The organism is Paenibacillus baimaensis (assembly GCF_025567575.1).
In genome coordinates, this window is sequence record NZ_JAOQIO010000095.1 from 173,600 (window position 1) to 194,161 (window position 20,562).

The 20,562-nt window shown below is 44.9% G+C and carries 22 protein-coding genes; 1 reads left to right on the forward strand and 21 read right to left on the reverse strand.

The features are described from left to right. Positions 1–6: 6 nt before the first annotated feature. The 21 genes from trpC to OB236_RS27115 form a co-directional block, all read right to left on the reverse strand. Positions 7–807 carry an indole-3-glycerol phosphate synthase TrpC gene (trpC, locus tag OB236_RS27015; RefSeq protein WP_262686733.1) on the reverse strand — a complete coding sequence of 267 codons (801 nt, stop codon included), beginning with the start codon at positions 805–807 and terminating at the stop codon, positions 7–9. Continuing rightward, complete coding sequence (gene trpD / locus OB236_RS27020; protein ID WP_262686734.1) at positions 794–1,837, reverse strand: anthranilate phosphoribosyltransferase; 1,044 nt, start codon at positions 1,835–1,837, stop codon at positions 794–796. Before trpD ends, trpC begins: the two co-directional genes overlap by 14 nt. Before the next feature lie 30 nt (positions 1,838–1,867). After that, entirely contained in the window at positions 1,868–3,409 is a 1,542-nt protein-coding gene (gene trpE / locus OB236_RS27025; protein WP_262686735.1) for an anthranilate synthase component I, read from the reverse strand. Positions 3,410–3,661: 252 nt separating this feature from the next. Continuing rightward, entirely contained in the window at positions 3,662–4,039 is a 378-nt protein-coding gene (gene aroH / locus OB236_RS27030) for a chorismate mutase (protein WP_076227581.1), read from the reverse strand. A gap of 3 nt (positions 4,040–4,042) precedes the next feature. After that, positions 4,043–5,137: a 3-dehydroquinate synthase gene (gene aroB, locus OB236_RS27035; protein WP_262686736.1), complete on the reverse strand. Its 1,095-nt coding sequence runs from the start codon at positions 5,135–5,137 to the stop codon at positions 4,043–4,045. Between the two features lie 63 nt (positions 5,138–5,200). After that, on the reverse strand, positions 5,201–6,364 hold the full coding sequence (aroC, locus tag OB236_RS27040) for a chorismate synthase (RefSeq protein ID WP_262686737.1): 1,164 nt from the start codon (positions 6,362–6,364) through the stop codon (positions 5,201–5,203). Positions 6,365–6,540: 176 nt separating this feature from the next. Further along, positions 6,541–6,705, reverse strand: a complete 165-nt coding sequence (locus tag OB236_RS27045; RefSeq protein ID WP_262686738.1) for a hypothetical protein — start codon at positions 6,703–6,705, stop codon at positions 6,541–6,543. Positions 6,706–6,864: 159 nt separating this feature from the next. Next, on the reverse strand, positions 6,865–7,644 hold the full coding sequence (locus OB236_RS27050; RefSeq protein ID WP_076227587.1) for a CheR family methyltransferase: 780 nt from the start codon (positions 7,642–7,644) through the stop codon (positions 6,865–6,867). Positions 7,645–7,659: 15 nt separating this feature from the next. Next, entirely contained in the window at positions 7,660–8,103 is a 444-nt protein-coding gene (ndk, locus tag OB236_RS27055; RefSeq protein ID WP_262686739.1) for a nucleoside-diphosphate kinase, read from the reverse strand. 78 nt (positions 8,104–8,181) lie between these two features. Next, positions 8,182–9,156: a polyprenyl synthetase family protein gene (locus OB236_RS27060; protein ID WP_076227592.1), complete on the reverse strand. Its 975-nt coding sequence runs from the start codon at positions 9,154–9,156 to the stop codon at positions 8,182–8,184. Beyond that, positions 9,153–9,776, reverse strand: a complete 624-nt coding sequence (locus OB236_RS27065; protein ID WP_262686740.1) for a UbiX family flavin prenyltransferase — start codon at positions 9,774–9,776, stop codon at positions 9,153–9,155. The genes OB236_RS27060 and OB236_RS27065 overlap by 4 nt, the downstream gene beginning before the upstream one ends. After that, a complete protein-coding gene (locus OB236_RS27070) occupies positions 9,773–10,645 on the reverse strand; it encodes a UbiA-like polyprenyltransferase (RefSeq protein ID WP_076228353.1) in 873 nt (290 codons plus the stop codon). Before OB236_RS27070 ends, OB236_RS27065 begins: the two co-directional genes overlap by 4 nt. 25 nt (positions 10,646–10,670) lie before the next feature. Continuing rightward, positions 10,671–11,390, reverse strand: a complete 720-nt coding sequence (locus OB236_RS27075) for a demethylmenaquinone methyltransferase (protein ID WP_262686741.1) — start codon at positions 11,388–11,390, stop codon at positions 10,671–10,673. Between the two features lie 11 nt (positions 11,391–11,401). Next, the gene (locus OB236_RS27080; RefSeq protein ID WP_262686742.1) at positions 11,402–12,262 is read right to left on the reverse strand and encodes a heptaprenyl diphosphate synthase component 1; all 861 of its coding nucleotides are present in this window, start codon (positions 12,260–12,262) and stop codon (positions 11,402–11,404) included. Positions 12,263–12,345: 83 nt separating this feature from the next. After that, positions 12,346–12,879 carry a hypothetical protein gene (locus OB236_RS27085; RefSeq protein WP_262686743.1) on the reverse strand — a complete coding sequence of 178 codons (534 nt, stop codon included), beginning with the start codon at positions 12,877–12,879 and terminating at the stop codon, positions 12,346–12,348. Positions 12,880–12,981: 102 nt separating this feature from the next. Continuing rightward, positions 12,982–13,209, reverse strand: a complete 228-nt coding sequence (mtrB, locus tag OB236_RS27090; RefSeq protein WP_076227605.1) for a trp RNA-binding attenuation protein MtrB — start codon at positions 13,207–13,209, stop codon at positions 12,982–12,984. Between the two features lie 103 nt (positions 13,210–13,312). Continuing rightward, complete coding sequence (locus tag OB236_RS27095) at positions 13,313–14,239, reverse strand: phosphatase PAP2 family protein (RefSeq protein WP_076227608.1); 927 nt, start codon at positions 14,237–14,239, stop codon at positions 13,313–13,315. Between the two features lie 274 nt (positions 14,240–14,513). Next, positions 14,514–15,644 carry a glycoside hydrolase family 88 protein gene (locus OB236_RS27100; RefSeq protein ID WP_262686744.1) on the reverse strand — a complete coding sequence of 377 codons (1,131 nt, stop codon included), beginning with the start codon at positions 15,642–15,644 and terminating at the stop codon, positions 14,514–14,516. Between the two features lie 43 nt (positions 15,645–15,687). Next, the gene (locus tag OB236_RS27105) at positions 15,688–16,563 is read right to left on the reverse strand and encodes a carbohydrate ABC transporter permease (RefSeq protein ID WP_262686745.1); all 876 of its coding nucleotides are present in this window, start codon (positions 16,561–16,563) and stop codon (positions 15,688–15,690) included. 24 nt (positions 16,564–16,587) lie between these two features. Next, complete coding sequence (locus tag OB236_RS27110) at positions 16,588–17,475, reverse strand: carbohydrate ABC transporter permease (protein WP_076227616.1); 888 nt, start codon at positions 17,473–17,475, stop codon at positions 16,588–16,590. Between the two features lie 67 nt (positions 17,476–17,542). Beyond that, complete coding sequence (locus tag OB236_RS27115; protein WP_262686746.1) at positions 17,543–18,865, reverse strand: ABC transporter substrate-binding protein; 1,323 nt, start codon at positions 18,863–18,865, stop codon at positions 17,543–17,545. 157 nt (positions 18,866–19,022) lie between these two features. On the opposite strand from OB236_RS27115, the gene OB236_RS27120 reads away from it, so the two are divergent. Further along, the gene (locus OB236_RS27120) at positions 19,023–20,498 is read left to right on the forward strand and encodes a HAMP domain-containing histidine kinase (RefSeq protein WP_262686747.1); all 1,476 of its coding nucleotides are present in this window, start codon (positions 19,023–19,025) and stop codon (positions 20,496–20,498) included. Positions 20,499–20,562: the final 64 nt, after the last annotated feature.

Sequence of the window (20,562 nt, forward strand, 5' to 3'; positions counted from 1 at the left end):
CTTGCCTCACTGCCCTTTCATTGCAAATGCACCCATTAAATCATGTACACCCTGCTCAACGCTTGGCTGACGCATGAAATGCTCCCCAATCAGTAGAGCTTCAGCACCAACCGATTGAAGATAAGCGACTTCGGAAGGCAGCGAGATGCCGCTTTCGCTTACAACCGTCACACCAGCAGGCATGTGGGCTATAAGCTGCTCTGTCGTTTTCAAATCCGTAACAAAGGTTTGCAGGTTGCGATTGTTAATGCCAATCAACGATACATCCAACTCCAGCACACGGTCAAGCTCCGCCTGATCATGAACCTCAACAAGCACATCCAAGCCAATTGCTTTGGCTGTCCGGGAAAATTCCCGCATCTGCTCGGTCGTCAGAATAGCAGCAATCAATAAAATCGCATCAGCGCCTATCACTCGTGCTTCATAAATTTGGTGTAGATCAATGGTAAAATCTTTACGTAAGATCGGCACTTGTACCGCTGCACGCACCGCCTGCAGATATTCATTTGAGCCTTGAAAATATTCAACATCCGTCAATACAGAGATACAATCCGTTCCTGCATTGACATAGGCTTGTGCAAGCTGAACAGGCTCAAAATCAGCACGAATCAAGCCTTTGGAAGGTGAAGCCTTCTTCACTTCAGCTATGAGTCCCATTGAGCGCTTGCGGTTTGTAGTTAATGCACGTTCAAACCCAAGGCACGAAGGAAGCAAAGCAATTTGCTTTTCCATGCCTGCGATGGTTTGGTTCTCTTTCAATAGAGCAATCTCTTTATGTTTGGTCGCAACAATTTTATCTAGAAACATGACTTAGCTCTCCTGTACATTGGACTAGTTGCTGCAGCTTGGAAGCGGCCTGTCCGGAATCGATCACATGGGCTGCATATTTGACGCCTTCTTGCAGTGTAGCGCATTTTCCTGTTACATAGAAGCAAGCCGCAGCATTGGCTAGGACGATATCACGACATGCGCCAGGAGAACCCTGGAAAATATCGCGAACGATCTCGGCATTCGTCACCGCATCGCCGCCAATAACTTCCTTTAGACTATAGCTTCTTAGCCCTAGTAAATCGGGAGTAATTTCATAAGTGGTAATATCACCATCTCTGAGTTCCGTCAGTTGAGTAGTATCAGAGATACTGATTTCATCCAACCCGTCATAGCTGGCAACGACCAAGGCTCTCTTTACATTCAGCGCCTGCATCACATGAGCCATCGTTTCCGTCTTGCCGCGGTCGAATATACCAAGCACCTGACGATCTGCACCTGCCGGATTGGTCAGAGGTCCGAGCAAATTAAATACCGTCCTGACGCCAAGCTCCTTACGTGGAGCCGCTGCATGCTTCATCGATTGGTGGTACAACTGAGCGAACATGAAACATATGCCCACCTGTTCCAGGCATTGTGCTGCCTGCAGCGGATCCAGTGTAATGTTGACACCGAGAGCTTCCAATACGTCGGCGCTGCCGCTTTTGCTCGACATGGCACGATTCCCATGCTTGGCTACCCTGACGCCACCAGCCGCTGCAACGATCGCTGCAGTCGTCGATATGTTAAAGGTATCCGCACCATCTCCACCTGTCCCGCAAGTGTCCAGCAATTGGCTTTGCTCCGTCAATACATGGTTTGCTTTGGAGCGCATGGCCTCGGCAAATCCGGTGATCTCCTCAATGGTTTCACCCTTCATCCGAAGAACTGTAAGGAGTCCACCAATCTGTGCCTGTGTTGCCCTGCCGTCCATAATATCTGTCATCACCGCCGATGCCTCTGATCTTGTCAAATGCCCGGAGTCAAGCACCTTCTGTATCGCCTGTTGAACCGTAATTGTAGGATCCATAGCCGTAACTTCCTTTCTTATAGGTATGAACTATTGGTAATAATCATGGTTAATGACGGAAGGTACCAGCGGCTTTTGGGCAAACACGATTTCCGCAGTACGGATCGATTTGAGCATACCCGTTGCTTTATTAATGGTCTCCTGATATTCGCTTTCTGGAACCGAATCCCACACGATGCCTGCTCCAGCTTGTACGTAGGCCTTGCCATTTTTGAAAATAATCGTACGAATTGTAATACACGTATCCAGATTTCCTGAAAAACCAAGATATCCAATAGCACCGGCATAAGCGCCACGTGATTCATTCTCAACCTCGGCTATAATTTCCATCGCCCGCAGCTTCGGTGCACCAGACACAGTACCTGCCGGTAAACACGACAGGAATGCATCAAAAAAGTCCTTATCCTTGGCGATTTTACCAGATACGTTGGAAACGATGTGCATCACGTGCGAGTACTTCTCTATTTGCATGAATGTATCACAATGAACGGAACCAAACTCAGCCACACGGCCAATATCATTACGTCCCAGGTCAACGAGCATCAAGTGCTCGGCACGTTCTTTTTCATCCGCAAGCAGCTCTGCTTCATAAGCATTGTCCTGCTCCGGTGTTTTCCCTCTTGGTCTGGTTCCAGCTATCGGACGCGTTTCGACCTTCTCGTCTTCTACACGAACAAGCAGCTCAGGCGATGTTCCAACGATCACTTCGTCGTCCATCTTGAGGCAATACATGTAGGGTGAAGGATTCAACGTCCGCAGGATCCGGTATACATGCAGCGGGGATACATCGGTCTCGATTTCAAAACGCTGCGAAAGCACCACCTGAAAAATATCTCCAGCACGAATGTATTCCTTTGCCTGCTCTACATTGGCTATATATTGCTCCTTGGTCAAATTCGATTTAACTTCACCCAGCTCCACATCTGTTGGGATGGACTGCTGCGATAAAGTAAGACCTGGTAAAGGACGTCTGAGACGCTCTATCGTTTCTTCGATCTTGGCAATCGTTGCTTCATAGGCCGCTGCAATATCCGCATCTGTTCCTTGCTGTGGAATGTGTACATTAGCAATGATTTTAAGCTGCTGTTTGAAATGATCGAACACAATGACCTGGTCACAGAACATAAATTGAATATCATTCATCTGCAAGTCATCCACCTTGTGAGCAGGCAGCTTTTCATAATACTGCATCAGATCGTAACCGAAGAAACCAACTGCCCCTCCTGTAAACCTTGGCAAATCAGGTAATGCCGGACTTTTGTAATAACGAAGATATGCTTTCAGCACATCAATTGGCTTTTCAATGGTATGCTTCTTCTCCGATTGTGTTTCAACCTCGGTCACGCCATTTTTTGCAGTTATCATCATGAAGGGATCTGTTCCAATAAAAGAATAGCGGGCCCATTTAATGCCACCCTCCACACTTTCCAACAAAAAGGCGCGTTTTTCATGATAAAAATGTTGAAATACACGTATCGGCGTTTCCGTATCCGCCATTAATGTACGAACGATCGGGACCAAATTATATTGCTTGGATAGGCTGATAACTTCCTTTAGTTCTGGTGTGTACATGTACGATCACTCCTCTGCTCATCTCATATAAATAACAAAAAACCTCTACGTCAAGTAGAGGTGGGTATCGCAGATGATATTAACCATACCGAAACAGCACTGCTAATCTTACAGCAGCAGCTATACACGCACACAAACAAGCACCTGTACGGTATTCGGTGTTACACTCGGCTCATCTCAACTCTGCTCAACTACTCACTCTACTCTACTCGTCTGGTATTGCTACTTGCTACCCATACTATACTATTTGTATTATGATTTTGTCAATTTGGATAAATCGGGACGAAGGCGCATAGCTTCCTTCAAATAAATATGAACGATCTCATCCTGTCTCTTCTCGGTGTTCACCATAACCATCAAGCGGATGCATAATGGAAGACTGCCGATAACCGGAACCTCCAATGAACACATTAGCGGTACGAGCTCCCAGCCTTCCATTGCACGAATGGCACGCGCAGGGAAAGTCGCTGTTAAATCGGTCGTTACCGTTACAAATACACTGGCTATTTCATCCGGTACGATACCATTCTCGGCAATAATATGATTCAACATTTCTGTTGTCGCCGCTAAAATTTCATTTTCTTCATTATTTTCTACTGTTGTCGCACCGCGAATTCCCCGAACAAACATGTGCTATACCTCCCGTTTCAGCTGCTCCACGACATCTCTCACCAAAGCCGCGGACACATTCTTGTTAATCTCCACCTTACCAATTTCGGTTGGTACGATGAAGACGATATTACCCTCATCAAATTTCTTGTCATGCATCATAGCACTCATAATCGCATCGGTATCCAGGTGCGCAGGGATGCTTGTCGGCAAACCAAATGCTTGCAAAATACGTTTCGTTGTCGTGTAGATTTCTTCCGAGTAACCCAGACGAACGGCTACCTTGGCTGAACCTACCATCCCAATTGAAATCGCTTCTCCATGCAGCAGCTCATTGTACCCGGCTGTCGCTTCAAGCGCATGGCCGATCGTATGCCCAAGATTCAGGATCGCACGCAAGCCGTGCTCTTTTTCATCCTTGGAGACGACGATTGTTTTTACTTTACAACCTTCGTATAAGCCATATTCCAAAGCCTCAGCGTCAAGTTGTACCAGCTTTTGTGCGTTTTCTTCCAACCATGCCGTAAATCCGGCGTCCCAGATCAATCCATGCTTGATCATTTCGGACAGTCCGGCACGGACATCACGATCTGGCAGTGTCTGCAAGGTCGAAGTATCGTAAAGCACGAGTTCCGGCTGATGAAAGGCTCCGATCGTATTTTTGGCCAGTGGGTGATTCACTGCAACCTTACCGCCCACACTACTGTCATGTGCTAGGATCGTAGTCGGAATTTGCACGAATTTTACTCCGCGCATATAACTCGCAGCCACAAAACCCGCTAAATCTCCAACCACACCTCCGCCTAAAGCGACAACGGCTGATTTACGGTCCAACCCGGCCTGTAGGGCCACGCCAATAATATCCTCCAGAACGCTTAGTGACTTGGATTTCTCACCAAAAGCGACCGTATAGGAGATGGGTTTAAAACCCGCTGCCTCCAATCGGCTGATCACCTGAGGCAAATGATGCTTGGCCACATGATCATCGGTAACAACAAGCATTGGCGAGCCTTTGCTGATCCCGTGTTTGCTGAATAAATCTGCGATTTGTTCAATGATACCTTGTCCGATGTAAATAGGGTAGGAACGCTCACCCAAATCAACCTTTAGCTCTCTCATTCGTTTCAACGCTCCCATCTGCATAACTATTTACGTGCACCTGATTACCAGCCGCAGTCAGCATTAGTAGTTCTTGATCTGCTCCAGGTAGCTGTTGTAGTTGCTGCGAATTTCTTCCAAGGAATCGCCACCGAATTTATCAAGAAATGCATTGGCTACTTCCCAAGCCACAATATTTTCCATAATAACACCTGCCGCTGGTACCGCACACGTATCGGAACGCTCTACTTGAGCTGTGAACGGCTCCTTCGTGTCGATATCAACACTTTGCAAAGCTTTGTACAAGGTTGAGATAGGCTTCATTACGCCGCGCACCACGATTGGCTCGCCTGTTGTCATGCCACCTTCAAAGCCACCTGCACGATTCGACGCACGATAAAAGCCGAGTTCTTCACTATGCATAATTTCATCATGAACCTTGGAGCCTCTGAGCTTGGCTGCTTCGAACCCGATACCAATCTCACAGCCTTTGAACGCTTGTATAGATAATACAGCTTGAGCAATGCGGCCATCCAGCTTGCGATCCCACTGGACATGACTGCCTAATCCAACTGGTACGCCTTCAATAATGCATTCCACAATACCGCCAAGTGTGTCCCCGTCTTCTTTGGCAGCATCAATCGCTGCGATCATAAGAGCCTCAGCTTCTTTATCAACGACACGTACCGGAGATTCCTCTGTAATACGGATCAGCTCATCAATCGCCAAATCCTGACGCTTCACTTCAACATCGCCAATACGGATAACTTGTACGGCTACCTTAATACCGAATGCTTCTAATAGTTGACGAGCTACAGCACCCGTTGCGACACGCATCGTTGTTTCACGCGCGCTCGAACGCTCCAAAATATTACGTAGATCTTTTTGATTATATTTCAAACCGCCGTTAAGATCTGCATGACCCGGACGTGGACGGTTAACTCTTCGTTTGGACTCGTCATTGCCTTCAATCGGTTCAATGTTCATCACTGAAGTCCAGTGTTTCCAGTCATTATTCTCAACCACAAGCGCTATTGGCGCCCCCGTTGTTTTACCATGTCTTACACCGCCAACAATACTTGCGGTATCCTTCTCAATTTGCATCCGGCGTCCGCGACCATGGCCCTTTTGACGGCGGCCCAGTTGAAAGTTCACCTTTTCGAAGTCTATCGTGACATTACTTGGAAAGCCTTCGATAATTGCAGTCAACTGTGGTCCGTGCGTTTCGCCTGCTGTTAAATATCTCACTTGTTTATCCCCTTCCGACATTCTCTTCCGTAGGTATGTACCCGATTCCTTTGCTAATTATAGTATAGGCTTCACAGTTTGACAAGAAACGTGTATACAAAAAAAGAAGCGCAGCAGCGGCATGAAAGCCGAGGTTACGCTTCTTTCCTCCTCTTATGGATGGTGCAAGATCTAAATCATACATGGATCGATTGTTTGATGTATGGTTCCGCATGCACGGTCTGGTCGGGCGTGTCCACAAAACCTAAAATCTGCATAGAATCAATTCCGAGAATCTGTGCACATTCCTGCATGGTAATAAAGCCCTTGCGGTAAGCCATGATAACCTTCCTTTTGTCCATTTGACCCTCCTAAGAGTTTTTGCTTTAGCAAAAACTGACTTCGTAAGCATCTGCTGAGTTTTTGCTTTAGCAAAGACTAACTTCGTAAGCATCTACGTATGCACGAGCACTAATTACTCCTTAGTATGGGCAAGACTGGAAAAGTTTATACATGTATGACTACTCTTTCTTTCGATAGAAAAAAGTTTCAGCCGGCTCCAGCTTATATTGACCCGGTGAAAAAATTTGCTCGGTGCTGCCTACAAACAAAATGCCACCCGGCTTAAGAGAATCCGCAAACTTTTGATACAACAGATGCTTTGCTTCTTCAGTGAAATAGATCATTACGTTTCGACAAATAATCAAATCAAATTGGGTATCGAATTTATCCGTCAACAAATTTTGCTTCTGAAAACGGATACCCTTTTTCAACTCATCGCTCACCAAATAAGTCAAATTTTCTTTTTTATAATATTTATCGAGGTAAGCCTGAGGAACATCCCGGATTGAACGGTCTGAATACACACCATTCTTGGCTTTGGCCAAAGCACCGTCATCAATATCCGTAGCGAGCAGATGGGTATCACTCAATGCATTCAACTTGGCCAAAATCATCGATAACGTATAAGGCTCTTCCCCTGTGGAGCAGGCTGCGCTCCAGCATTTGAGCTTACGGTTTTTACGAAGCATTTCCGGTATAAAAACGCGCTCCAGCACTTCCCAGCGGTTCGGGTTGCGCCAGAACTCTGATACATTAATCGTCATGCGATCCAAAAACTCGTAGAACAGGTCCTTATCCTTGGTCATCGCTTCAAAAAAAGCAACAAACGTAGTATAACCTTTTTTGGTTCTTAATGTGGTCAACCGCCGCTTCATCTGAGCTTCCTTATACTGAGCCAAATCGATCGACGTGTAATCCTTGACCTTTTTTACAAATAGCAAAAAATCCTGATCCTCCATTGCCAACATCCCACCCTAAATCCACGTTTGTATAGACTTGGTGTATCTCACTAATCCTTGTTCGGTAAAAAAGTTATTGATTTCCCGCTCAGCACTCTCAGGAGAATCAGAGCCATGTATTAAATTAAAATTGGTATGTATCGCATAATCCCCACGGATGGTCCCGGGCGCAGCATCTACAGCGCTTGTTTTACCAATCATGGTTCTGGATAATGCGATAATTTGATCGCCTTCCCAGACCATAGCAAACACCGGACCTGAGGTAATGAAAGAAACGAGCCTTTCAAAAAAATCTTTACCTGTATGCTCCACATAGTGAAGTTCTGCTTGCTCCTTCGACATTTGAATCAGCTTGGCCCCAATCAACTGGAAGCCTTTCTGTTCAAAGCGTTTTACAATCTCACCAATCACACCACGCTGCACGCCATCCGGCTTTACCATCAAAAAGCTGCGTTCCATATTCCCATCCTCCTTTTAAATCCCAATATAACATAGTTATTGTATTATGATAACCATTCCATGGGAAAAGCTAACATTTTAATACGAACGATTCCCGATAAAATGTGCTACACCGACAAAATCCTTCTTAGCTTGAATGTCCGGCAAGCCCTGAAGAGCTGCTATCGCTTTATCAATATAACTTGAAGCCAACTGCTCTGACCGACGAATACCCTCACTGCTGCGGATCAGCTTGATAAACGTACTAATATCGGTTTGACCGTCAGCTTCCTTGATCTGCTGCATTTGTTCTAATAATACATCCCTGAGCTCAGGCTGCTGCAAAGCAAAGATGATCGGTACCGTAATATTCCCCTGACGAATATCGCTGCCAGGCGGTTTACCAATCTCCTTCTCAGAGCCGCACAAATCCAGTAAATCATCACGAATCTGAAAAGCCATCCCAACATTGTAACCAAATCGATACAACCGCATGGACAAATCATCCTCAGCACCAGCGGTAATCGCACCTAACTGGCAGCTTATCGCAATCAGCAGGGCTGTTTTACGCTTTATTCGCAGCAAATAGTCCCGTAACGTTTGCTCGGTGTTGAAAAAGAATCGAATTTGCTCCATTTCACCGATACTCATCTCGACGATCGCCTTCGACATAATCTGATGAATGGTTGCATTCGGCAGCTTGGTGACGACCGTTAGGGCCTTGGCAAATATGTAATCTCCGGTATGCATAGCAATCCGATTGTCCCATTTGGATCTGACGGTCTTTTGACCTCTGCGTGTCGAAGCATCGTCAATCACATCATCATGAACCAATGAGGCCATATGAATCAATTCCAAAGGAACCGCGATATGCTTGATCTGTTCCAGATCGTAATGGCCAAACTTGGCCCCAAGCAGAACGAAAACAGGCCGGATTCTTTTGCCGCCCGCCTTTAACAAATGAAGCGAAGCCTCACGAAGCAGTGCATGCTCACTGTCGATACTGCGCTCCAGCTCTTTCTCGATATAAGTAATATCCTTTTTCATTTTGGCGTACAATTCGATCAGTTTCATTCCGTCACCTGCGTCACAGATTTATCTCCCTGTGAACCCCATCTTTTGAACAGTTCGTGCTCCACCTGCATCGCATCCAATATTTTACCTACGACAAAATCAATCATGTCAGCTATCGTCTGAGGTCCTTGATAAAATGCCGGCATAGCCGGAATCATTCGGACGCCCATTCGGGACAGCTTAAGCATATTTTCAAGATGTATCGCATGCAATGGAGTTTCGCGAGGAACGATGATTAGCGGCCTGCCTTCCTTCAGCATCACATCAGCCGTCCGCTCCAGCAAATTATCCGAGGTACCGTTTGCAATACTTGACAAAGATCCCATTGAACAAGGAACAACTACCATCCCAGCCGTCCGAAATGAGCCGCTTGCCGTACTTGCCCCGATATCTTGAATCGGATGATAATGAAAGCTTCCTGGATGGGAACCAAAATGTTGTTGAAGTGTTGCCTTTCTGTTGCTAGAGTCCCACCCGAGCTCTTCCTTTAATACCCGCCAGCCGGCATCTGTAACCAGCACATGCAGTTCCATTCCTATAGAGAGCAAATAGGTGCACAAACGTGCACCATAAGCTGCTCCACTAGCTCCGGTTATACCAATTACCCAAGGTCGACTCATTTATGGAGCACCACCAAGTCTGCCAGGGAAAAGATGAATACGACTGAGCTTAATGTACTGTTTAAGGTAAAGAAAGCCATGTTCACGCGGCTTAAATTCGTAGGTGTAACTATCTTATGTTGATAAAACAATAACAGGTTCGCGATAAGAATACCGATCAAATAGAGCCAGCTCAAATCTGTTAAATAAAATAAGACAATGAATCCGATAGCTGTAACCAGATGGAACCAACGGGCAATTCTTAGAGCCTTCGCAACACCAAATCGTTGTGGTATCGAATGCAGCCCTTCCTTCTTATCAAACTCTGTATCCTGACATGCATAGATGACATCAAACCCTGCTGTCCAAAAGGAAACCGACACATAAAAAATGATAGCCGGCAGTGAGATATCGTTCGTCACCGCGACCCAGCCTCCAAGCGGAGCTAATCCAAGCGTTAAACCAAGGATTAAGTGACAAGCCCAGGTAAAGCGTTTTGTATACGAATATAACACAAGAAAAAAGACCGCAATAGGCAGCAGCTTCATGGAAAGCGGGCTTAAATTAGAGGCTGCCCAAAATAACAGTGTGAATGAAATCACAATAAAAATGATAGCTTCTTTCGAGGAAATCAATCCGGCAGGAATCGCTCTGGCAGCCGTCCTCGGGTTCTTCGCATCAAATACCTTGTCGATAACCCGGTTCAAACCCATTGCCGCGCTGCGAGCACCTATCATCGCCAGAATGACCCATCCAATTGCGGCCCAACCCGGCAAATGATTAGTCATGACAATAGAGCCCAATATGGCTCCCATAAATGCGAATGGCAGTGCAAAAAGCGTGTGTTCAATTTTGATCATTTCCAAAAAAATCTTCGTCTTTTTCAACAGCATCTAAATCCACCACTCCCGTTTCTCATTCCGCCGCCTGCCTCTTGATGCCGATATGAAGTGCTGCGATGCCTCCGGTTAGCGGATACGCCTGGACTTGAGTCAACCCTGTTGTTTTGAAAATTTCGGCAAGCTGCTTATGATCAGGGAAGTTTATCAAGGATTCCGGCAGCCACTTATACTGCTCATAGCTTTTGGCAATTAATTTACCCAGTAAAGGTAATATAGTTTGGAAATAAAAATAGTATATCCCTTTGAATGGCTGCCATGTAGGCTTGGATAATTCTAAGGAAACGACCCATCCGCCAGGCTTAACCACGCGCTGCATTTCCTCAATCACCTTCACAAGATCAGGCACATTACGCAGAGCGAATCCGATTGTCGCGTAGTCAAAGGTATTATCCTCGTATGGCAGCTTCATGGCGTTGCCTTGTACCAGCTTAATCTGCTTGTCCAATCCGCCTTCGCGAATTTTGACCGCGCCATAATCGAGCATATTCTGGCTAAAATCAAGACCGACCATCTCCCCGGTCCCGCTTGCTTTAGCCATGCTGATCGTCCAGTCACAGGTCCCACAGCACAGATCAATAGCCGTACTGCCCGGCTGCATATTCATCTTCTTCATTGTAAAATTCCGCCATGCCTTGTGTCTGCGGAAGCTGAGAATGTCATTCATGAGATCATATTTGGGAGCTATACTTTCAAAGACGGAATGAACAAATTCTTCTTTAGATTTGGACTGCACTTCGATTCACCTCAAATTTCTTCCAATACTTTTGGAGTCGACAGGTAGCGATCAAACGGCTCTCCTATCAACTTGAGCTCTTCACTCAACTCTTTGCTTTCGAGCGTTCGCAGCTTGTCCTGTAGCTGACGTGTCGTTGTTTCTAGCAGTTGATATAATTGTGATGATATCTTGTATTTCATCCATATGGAACGAATTTTACCTGGATCAGGTTCCTCGAGCTGCATGTTCCTGCGCTCTTCTTTGGAAATCTGCTGCAGCATATACCCAAAGCTCCAGCTGTCCGGTTGCTGCTGTTTCTCCGGCTTGCCAATTTCTTGAAGCAGCAGCTCACATAATGTGAATAAACGCAATATTTCTGGCCAAACCTTATAGAGCGACCCTTCCATGAACTGAGAAAAGGCTTTATAAATCCGCGATCTGATTTCTACTGATTGAGCTACATACTCTTCCGAGGTTAGGTTCACGCTTTTTAATGTTTGATAAAAAACGATTTTCAAGCGGTTTGCTTCACAAATAGCATCAGAAAGTGTTCCTATCATAGCAATGTGTCCAGCCTCTGCGAGCAGAAAGTAGAACCGGGCACTGAAATAATCACCTGCCAGCACCTTGATTTGTCTTGATCTGGCTGACTTCATATCCTTGGCCTGATTCGTAATGCTGACCGTATCATGAGTGTCGAGTCCCAACTGGACCAGACTCGTTACCAGACTGAACAACTCGCTGTAATCGTGCAATTCGCTATGTCTATTGAGAAATGCATATAGAATCCGTGTTCGAAATTCGGGGAAATCCGGGAGTTCCGTGTATTTCTGTATCATGTCATAATCTATATATTTTTGGGCCATCTCTGGTATCCGATAACAATTCATCATTAGCCTCCGAACCGGTACAAGAACATCTCTTGATCATAATCCAAACTATTATAGCACAATCAAAGTGTTGACGCACAATATCAATTTGAACTTTTTGCTTCAAATTTCTCTCGCCAGTTAGGCGTAAAGGTCATACGATAATGGGACTGCAAATATTGCTCCATTTCCTCCGCAGTCTTCGTCTCCAGCCTGTAATCCGTTCTAACCATTTTCTCTCGTCGTGCATCTGCCGCTATAAGTAATGAAGTACTGCCACCCACCTGCTTGGAACCATCCAAAACTCGAACCAGAACCTGATTAATGTTGGAAGAATGGCTGAACAATAATTGCGGGATTCCGCTTACATCCTTGAGAACCTCTAGCCTGTCTGATGACGGAGAAGCCAACAGGTCAACCGAAACGATAGCATGACTGACCTCAACCTTGCGTATGCGCATGTGAAGCTGTAGTTTGCTCATAACATCCACAACGTTTAATTCTGTTAAAGGTTCTGCTCTTACCAAGTTGAAAACAGGTGAATCCCAATCGTTTTCCAACTGCGGTAATAATGAAATTGACAGCACGACACAGACGGTCAAAATCGAAGTGGCAAGCAGTCGAATCAACCATTTCATTGTACAACCCCCAATCTTCATTCGGGCGCGCAGAACGACTATCCTGCTCTTATCATTGTACAACAAAAAAAAGCAGGCTATGCCTGCAGGATCCAAGAAAAATTATTCCTCCGTATCCATAACACCGTGCTTCGTCATCACTACGGCTTTGCCTCTGATCTTCACAGCCGAGGTATGAGCGGTAAACTGGGCGATCATGATCTCGCCTTTATCCAGCTTTTCGGTATGGTGAAACTTCGTATCCTGTCCACGGGTCAAGCCGATAACCTGTACGCCGTTCTCCTTGGCTTTAACAACAAAATATTCTTCTTGACTTTGCTTGTCATCCATTTGTAATCTTCCTTCCTGTCCATGCTTACTTACTAGTATGATGCAGAAAATCAGCGATAATGTCAACTCTTTAATGACATTGAGACAAGAAAAATGGCCGCCATCAGGCAACCATCGTCGTATCGGGATATTTCTTTTTCTGTTTTTTGTTGTAATAGCCTTTTAACCACTCTGGCAGCCTGTCCGAGCATATGCGAATTAGTAAATCTGCCAGCTTGACAGTACCATATGCAAAGGCCATACCCGCAAATACGTCCAGAACCCAGTGAATTTGCAAATACATGGTCGATATAATAATCAATGAACAATAAGTGACCATCATATATTTGAAAATTCGATCCTTCTCACGAAGGGCCAGCAGCAGCATAGCAAATGAAATTGATGTATGCATACTCGGAAAACAGTTCATCACATTGGTCAGCAATTCATTCTCGCTTGTAAATACACGTCCAAGCAAATCCCGCTGGCCTTTCACAAACCAAACCTCACGCAGCATAATCAGGTTGTAGAAGGGCAAAATCAATGGAAATTGCAAAACGTGACCCGACAATGCATAGGACAGCATCTTTTTGATGCTTCGGGTCCAGAAGCTGCGAACGATACAAAGCCACAGCGATAATACAAATCCGTAGTTGTATACCCAAACCATTGCCTGATCCAGTGCAGGTGAATTATAAATCCGCATCCAGGCTGCATTGTTGAGTGGAATACTGTTCATCGCATCATCCCAGGTCCATGGATGTCGATTGTTTTCAAACATCCAGTTTGCGATGTTCCACCATAAGCTGTTACCTGAACCGTAAAAATAATAGAATAAATATAGCAGGGGTAATCCAAACACAAAAAAACGTTTCCAATCAACATCAATCTGGTCCGTTCGAACACCCAGCAAGCATATCAGGAGCAGCATCCAGCATGCAGTACTCCAGCCTCCGCCCTCACCGATTCGCCATATCAGATAGATTGATGCAATAATCCCATAATGGGTCCAATCCAGGGAAGCGAGCCATCCCCTTGCTCGGTTGTACATAGTCTAGTATTTCCCCTTTGCAACAGTGATATGACACATGAATAGCCGTCGGCTAAGTATATCAAAAGTTAGCCTATTTTGCTTCATAAAATTTTAACATATCAGGAGGTAGTTCTCAATCCATACACAGAAAAAGACATCGACATGTCGATGTCCTATCATGATGAGAATAACACGATTCAAACGTGCAATCTGTATATAATATGAAGCGGAAAATGGTGGAATGTTTCGGATGTCTCTTCACTTAATTACATCACCGCGTTAATTTATGAAATCAAGGTTCATACCAGTATCCCTTCATTCCTCGATCCAATCTAAGAAGAGCCTCCAAATAGTAGTAATCCCCCCATATCATAAAATCATCCGGTGCATTACCGCCTCTTACGCTGTAAGAGCCGTGTTGAAGTAAACCTTCGGAATCCTTCATTCCAATAGTCGCATACTTCGTCACAAGCGATGTCATGGACCGCTCCAAGCCTTGCCGCAATTCATCACGATCTGAATCATATGGAGGCAGCTGCTCCAAAAGCTCCAATAAACCGGCACAGACGATGGCTGAGGCAGAGCTGTCACGATAGGGTTCAGGGTGAGTCGGAACATTCATATCCCAGAGCGCGACCTGATCCTCCGGCAAATGCTGTAGGAAGTATTTCGCCATTCTTTTGGAAGTTTCCAAAAACTTCGGATTACCCGTGTATCTGTAAGATAGCGCAAACCCATATACGCCCCAAGCCTGCCCTCTTGTCCATGTCGATCCGTTGCGATAGCCTTGTGCTGTTGAACCACCGATAGGTTCTCCGCTTTCTTGATCGAAATAAAAGGTATGGTAGCTCGAATCATCTCCTCGAACCAGATAACGTCTGCTTTTCTCCGCATGGATCGCTGCTACCACAGCATAGCTCTTATCACCTGTTGTTAGAGAAGCCCAATACAAGAGAGGTAGATTCATCAAACAATCAATGATGATCCTTCCCCCCTGCTCCTGATCCCCGAGAGGTCCCCAGGCTTGAATGAGCTGCCCCTTCTCCCTCCAACGGGTCATCAGCTTGTCAGCCGCCTTCACTGTCAGGTCCTTGGCAGCCTCATCCTTCTCGATGATCCATTGTGCTTTGGACGAGAGGGAATATAGAAAACCAATATCATGATGTTCAATAGAATCGTTAGTTTCCAGCCTATTTCGGAAGCTCCCCACAGTTTTGACAGCCGCATCACGATAAACCCGATCATTCGTATACTCGTATGCCAGCCAGAGCATCCCTGACCAGAACCCTGAGGTCCATTCCTGATTAGCATTCAAATGGCCACTGTAGCTGCCTTGTTGACTGACATGGGGATATGCATCTCCAAACCTGGCAATATTGCTTTTAATTGTATTCATCGCATCTTCTATAGCTGTCTTCCACATGACTGTGCACTCCTTCATTTCGATCGTATAGTTTTACGCGGGGTCATCCTTTTATAGCGCCAGCAGTTATACCCTCCACAAAATGGTCTTGAGCAAAAAAGTAGATCAGAATCGTAGGAACAATTGCAGATACGGCTGCAGCCATCAACGGTCCGTATTCAGTCGCATGCTCAGATTGAAAATGCTGCATCCCAAGCTGCAAAGTAAACAAATGATCCGAATTAATATAAATCAGCGGTCCCAGAAAATCGTTCCAGGCATGCATAAACGTAAAAATCGTCAAGCTGGCGATAGCTGGCCTCATCAATGGCATAATAATACGTAAATAAATACCAAATTCGCTTAAACCGTCAATTCTGGCCGCTTCTGAAAGCTCCTCTGGAACCGATATAAAAAATTGGCGGAACAAAAAAACACCAAACGGACTGAAAGCTCCAAGCAAAATCAACGCCCAATGCGAATCCATCAGCCCAAGCTGCTTCATCAGCATAAATTGCGGAATCATCATTACCTGAAAAGGGATCATCATTGTAGCTATATACAAAAAGAATAGCTTATCCCGCTCAGGAAAACGCACCTTGGAGAAGGCATAAGCCGCCAGCGAGCAAGTAATGACCTGCAGGATCGTAGTAGAAACAGCAATTTTAATAGTATTTAAATAATAAGTGAAAAATGGAAGCTTCAACCACACCTTCTCATAGTTACTCCAGTAGAATGTGCTTGGAATCCATTGAATAGGGTAAGAAAAAACTTCCGCCTCCGACTTCACAGAAGCAGAAAGCATCCATATAAACGGGGCAATCATAGATAATGATACGGTGATGATGACGGCATACAGCAGTATTTGACGCATTATAGACGACAACCGATAAGACTTCGAAGCGGAATAGGATGCCCTTGGCTCCACAATAGTGCTCATGAGAGTTCCTCCTTGTTGACTTGCTTAATAATTCACCCATTTTTTTTGCCCTTTGAATTGAATCCAGGTAATCACCAAAATAATTGCAAAAAGCACGTATGCCATTGCCGATGCATAACCGTATTCATATCGTTGGAAGGCCGTGTAATAAATATCGTATACAAGCACATGCGTCGAACGCCCTGGTCCACCCTTGGTCAGCACGTAGACCATATCGAAAACTTTAAACGAATTGATAATGCCGATAATGACTGTAAAAAAGATAACGGGTGATAGCATCGGTATAGTAATATTCCTGAATTGCGAGGTTTTCCCGGCTCCGTCAAGAGAAGCTGCTTCATACAGATCTTTGGGTATGCCTTGTAATCCAGCCAAATACAGAACCATGTAATAACCTACAGAATGCCATATGCTTACGATGATCACAGAGGGAAGCGCCCATGTGGTTGACGCCAGCCACATAGGGGGCTGCTCGACACCTAAACTTCGCAGCAGTCCGTTAATAGGTCCCATCGAAGGATTGTATAGCAATTGCCATACAACAGCGACAGCAATCGTTGCGGTAATGTGGGGCATGAAGATCGCTGTGCGGAACAGCTTGACGCCCTTGACACCTTTATTCAGAGCCACTGCGGCCAATATGGCCAGAAACAAGGTTGCCGGTACAGACACAATAGTCATAATCAAGCTGTTCATAAGCGAAATCCGGAAGGTTTCATCCCCCCAAAGTCGGGTATAGTTGGACAGGCCTGCAAACTCGATTTGTCCGAACCCGTTCCAATCCGTAAAGCTCATCAAAAACGAGGCTATTACCGGGAAGCAGATGAACACCAGAAAGCCAATCATGTTAGGCAGCAAAAAGGTGTATCCCACTTTGCGATCTCGGGTGAAGAAGGTTCTGTTCGTTCTCATCACGGTTCAACTCCTATTCTTAGCAATCGAACTTCACTCGGCTCAAGTGAAGTTCGATTGGAATTCATTATTTTTTCGCTGCTGCTTTGAAATCCTTACCGTATTTGTCCGCCCATTCCTTCTGAATGCGCTCGCCTATTTTTTGAATAGCCTGGTCTGCAGTTTGAGCTTTGGTCAGTGCCATTTCTCCTTCCTGCTTGTAAATATTGTTGAGTACAATATTTTTAATACCAGGCAGCAGTGGATATTCCGGATACTCCTTTTGCTCGACAAAGTAATGAATATTTTTGGGTTTCATACTTCCGTCCCCTATATAGGCTTTGCGAATATCATCATTCGTGTAGCCTGTAAGAAAGCCTTTAGCTGCGAATATCTTAGCGCCCTTGGCGGTGGTCATAAACTGGAGAAGCTTAAATGCTTCTTCTTTGTGCTTGGAAGACTTGTTCAGCATCAAGGATACGGGAGTCGCCAGACTGGTGTTCGGAGCCACTCCAGCTGGATGCGGTACAGGAACGACATCCCAATCAAAATTAATTTTCTTCTCTTGCTCAGCTGTTCGCAGTTGGGCAATATGCCAATCTCCAATCAGGTTCATCGCTACATTCCCTTTTTGAAAGGCGGAATTGTAATGAGCCGAGGTCGTAATTTGCTCTGCCCAGGACATAATCGAACCATCTTTCTCCATGTCCATGCGGAACTGGAGTGCATTCTTAAACGGGGTTAAATCCTTGTCAATTATAGAAGCTCCCGTTTGTACAGCCTGGATATACCAGGTTTGAGCCCACGGATGGAGAAATGCACCGTACATTTTGTTGGCGCCTTCGCCTTGGGTCATTTTTTTGGCTAACTCACGGAAGTCTTCCCAGGTCATATCTGCTTTCGGATAAGGAACATTCATTTTATCGAACAGTGTTTTATTGTAATACAACATCCAATTCGATTTCCGGTAAGGCAAACCATACATTTTATCATTCACCTTCAGGTTGTCATACAGCGGTCCGAAACCGGAGACATCCACATTGCTTTTCTTAATGTAATCATCAAGTGGCTCCAGAATTCCAGTATCCAGGAATACGTCCATATTTCCACCAATCAAATCGATGTCATCCCCCGAGGATAGTTGAAGACGCAGCTTGTCATAATACTGCTGTTGGGGAATCGTATCCAGTTGCACGGAGATGTTCGGGTTCTCCTTTTTAAATTCGTCAAATACCAGCTTGAAGGTATCGAGGTCGTCCGGAAGTACAGTCATTTTTAAAGAAACAGGCTTAGCGCTCTCTCCAGCAGGCTTTGCTGTCCCTTCCTTAGAGGTCTCTTTGACTGGAGTACAACCAGCTGCAAGTCCTGCAACCAGTGTTCCTGTAAGGGCCAGATTCATTATTTTTTTCATTTTACAACCACCTTTTGTTTTGTTATGCTTTGAATGCGCTTTAATAATTTCATTATATTTCGGAAAAGGAACGCCCGACAGTTGAAAGTTTTATTCCCCCAAGGTGTGGTGCGAACGCTGCTGGATTCGGGTGTTAATCAGTCAAGAGGTAGCCTATATGATCTTCGTAACCCTGTTGTTTCTTATCTCCTCTATCTTATTTACCTATAAAAAACTGAACAACTCTTCTACCCGTTTTTTGTATGGTATTATCGTCGGATGGGTGCTCTCATTCATTTCGTTTACTCTCTACTTAAGCAAATTTAATTATTATTACAATATTATTCACTCTTTCTTTAACTTCAGTCCGGGAACCTGGAACTATCTGGTGCTAACTAAATTTAACCCTAACCTGCTCATCCGTATGTTGAATGGGGGGGTCATTATTTTTTACAGCTCCCTGCTTCTATTTGCTGTATCCTTCACACGCAATATGAAACCGAAGATACAACGTACGGTGTATGTTGTAGTAGGAATGCTGATGGTGATCCAGCTCCTTGCCTTTGATCCTGCACTTAATATTGTGTGGCAGCAGCAATTGAGCTCTATTCCCATTCTGGAAGCTCTGGATTTTGTATTAAAAAATATAAAATACGTCATGGTGTTGCTCGCCTTTGGTTTATTGCTGCACTATTACATCAACTATCCCAAAATTAAATTCATTAAAAATCTGACCGCATTTCATATCCTTGCTTTGATTCCGGTAGTTATCATTCATTTGCTGCTATTTTCATGGGCTCCCAAAAACCTGGTCAAAGCTACCTATATGGAAGGCTATTACAACTATTTGCAGCCTCCTCTCGACTCGCATCCGATTGTTCTGTATGTACTTCCATACAGCGTTTATTTGGCCTTAACGTTCATCATATTTATTGTGTACAAATTCAAATCCATTGAATCGTATCGTAAAAACCGCGATATTCAAATTAATAAAAGTATAGATACAGCAACCTTGGGGACAAGAGCTTTTACGCATGCTTTAAAAAATCACTTAATCGCAATTCAATCGGAAGCTGAATATGTGAAGGAGCGGAGTAGCGGGGACGAAGAAACAGTTTATAGTTTACAGCTCATTTTAAATTCGTGCGGTTCCGCCATGGAAAGCATTGACCAGGCAGCTGACAAGCTGAAGAACATTGAATTAAATCTGCAGCCACTTTCTCTCGATCAGCCTGTCAAGCAGGTCTTGTCCTTCTTCAAGGCAAGCGAAAGCAAGGCCGATATACAGGTGAAATTGGAAGACCCGCAATCGTTAGTCTATATGGATCTGCATCATATGAGTGAGACTTTGTATAACCTGCTGGAAAACGCCACAGATTCTCTGTCCCGGCAGGAAGATGGACTCATCCTGATTGAAACCTATCACCATAACGGCTGGGGAATCATTCAAATCACTGACAATGGACCAGGCGTTCCCGAAGACCACCTGGATATGATTTTCGATCCTTTTTTCACTACCAAGTCCTCGGTGAATAATTGGGGAATCGGCCTTTCTTACTGTCACAAGATCGTTACCGGCCACGATGGTAAAATTCAGGCGGAAAGCCAGATAGGTCAAGGCACTAAATTCACCATCTTTTTACCTTTAATTTAGACGACAAGGGGGAATACTTTATTCACCCTAAGCTCTACCCAATTATTATGATAGTTAGAACAAG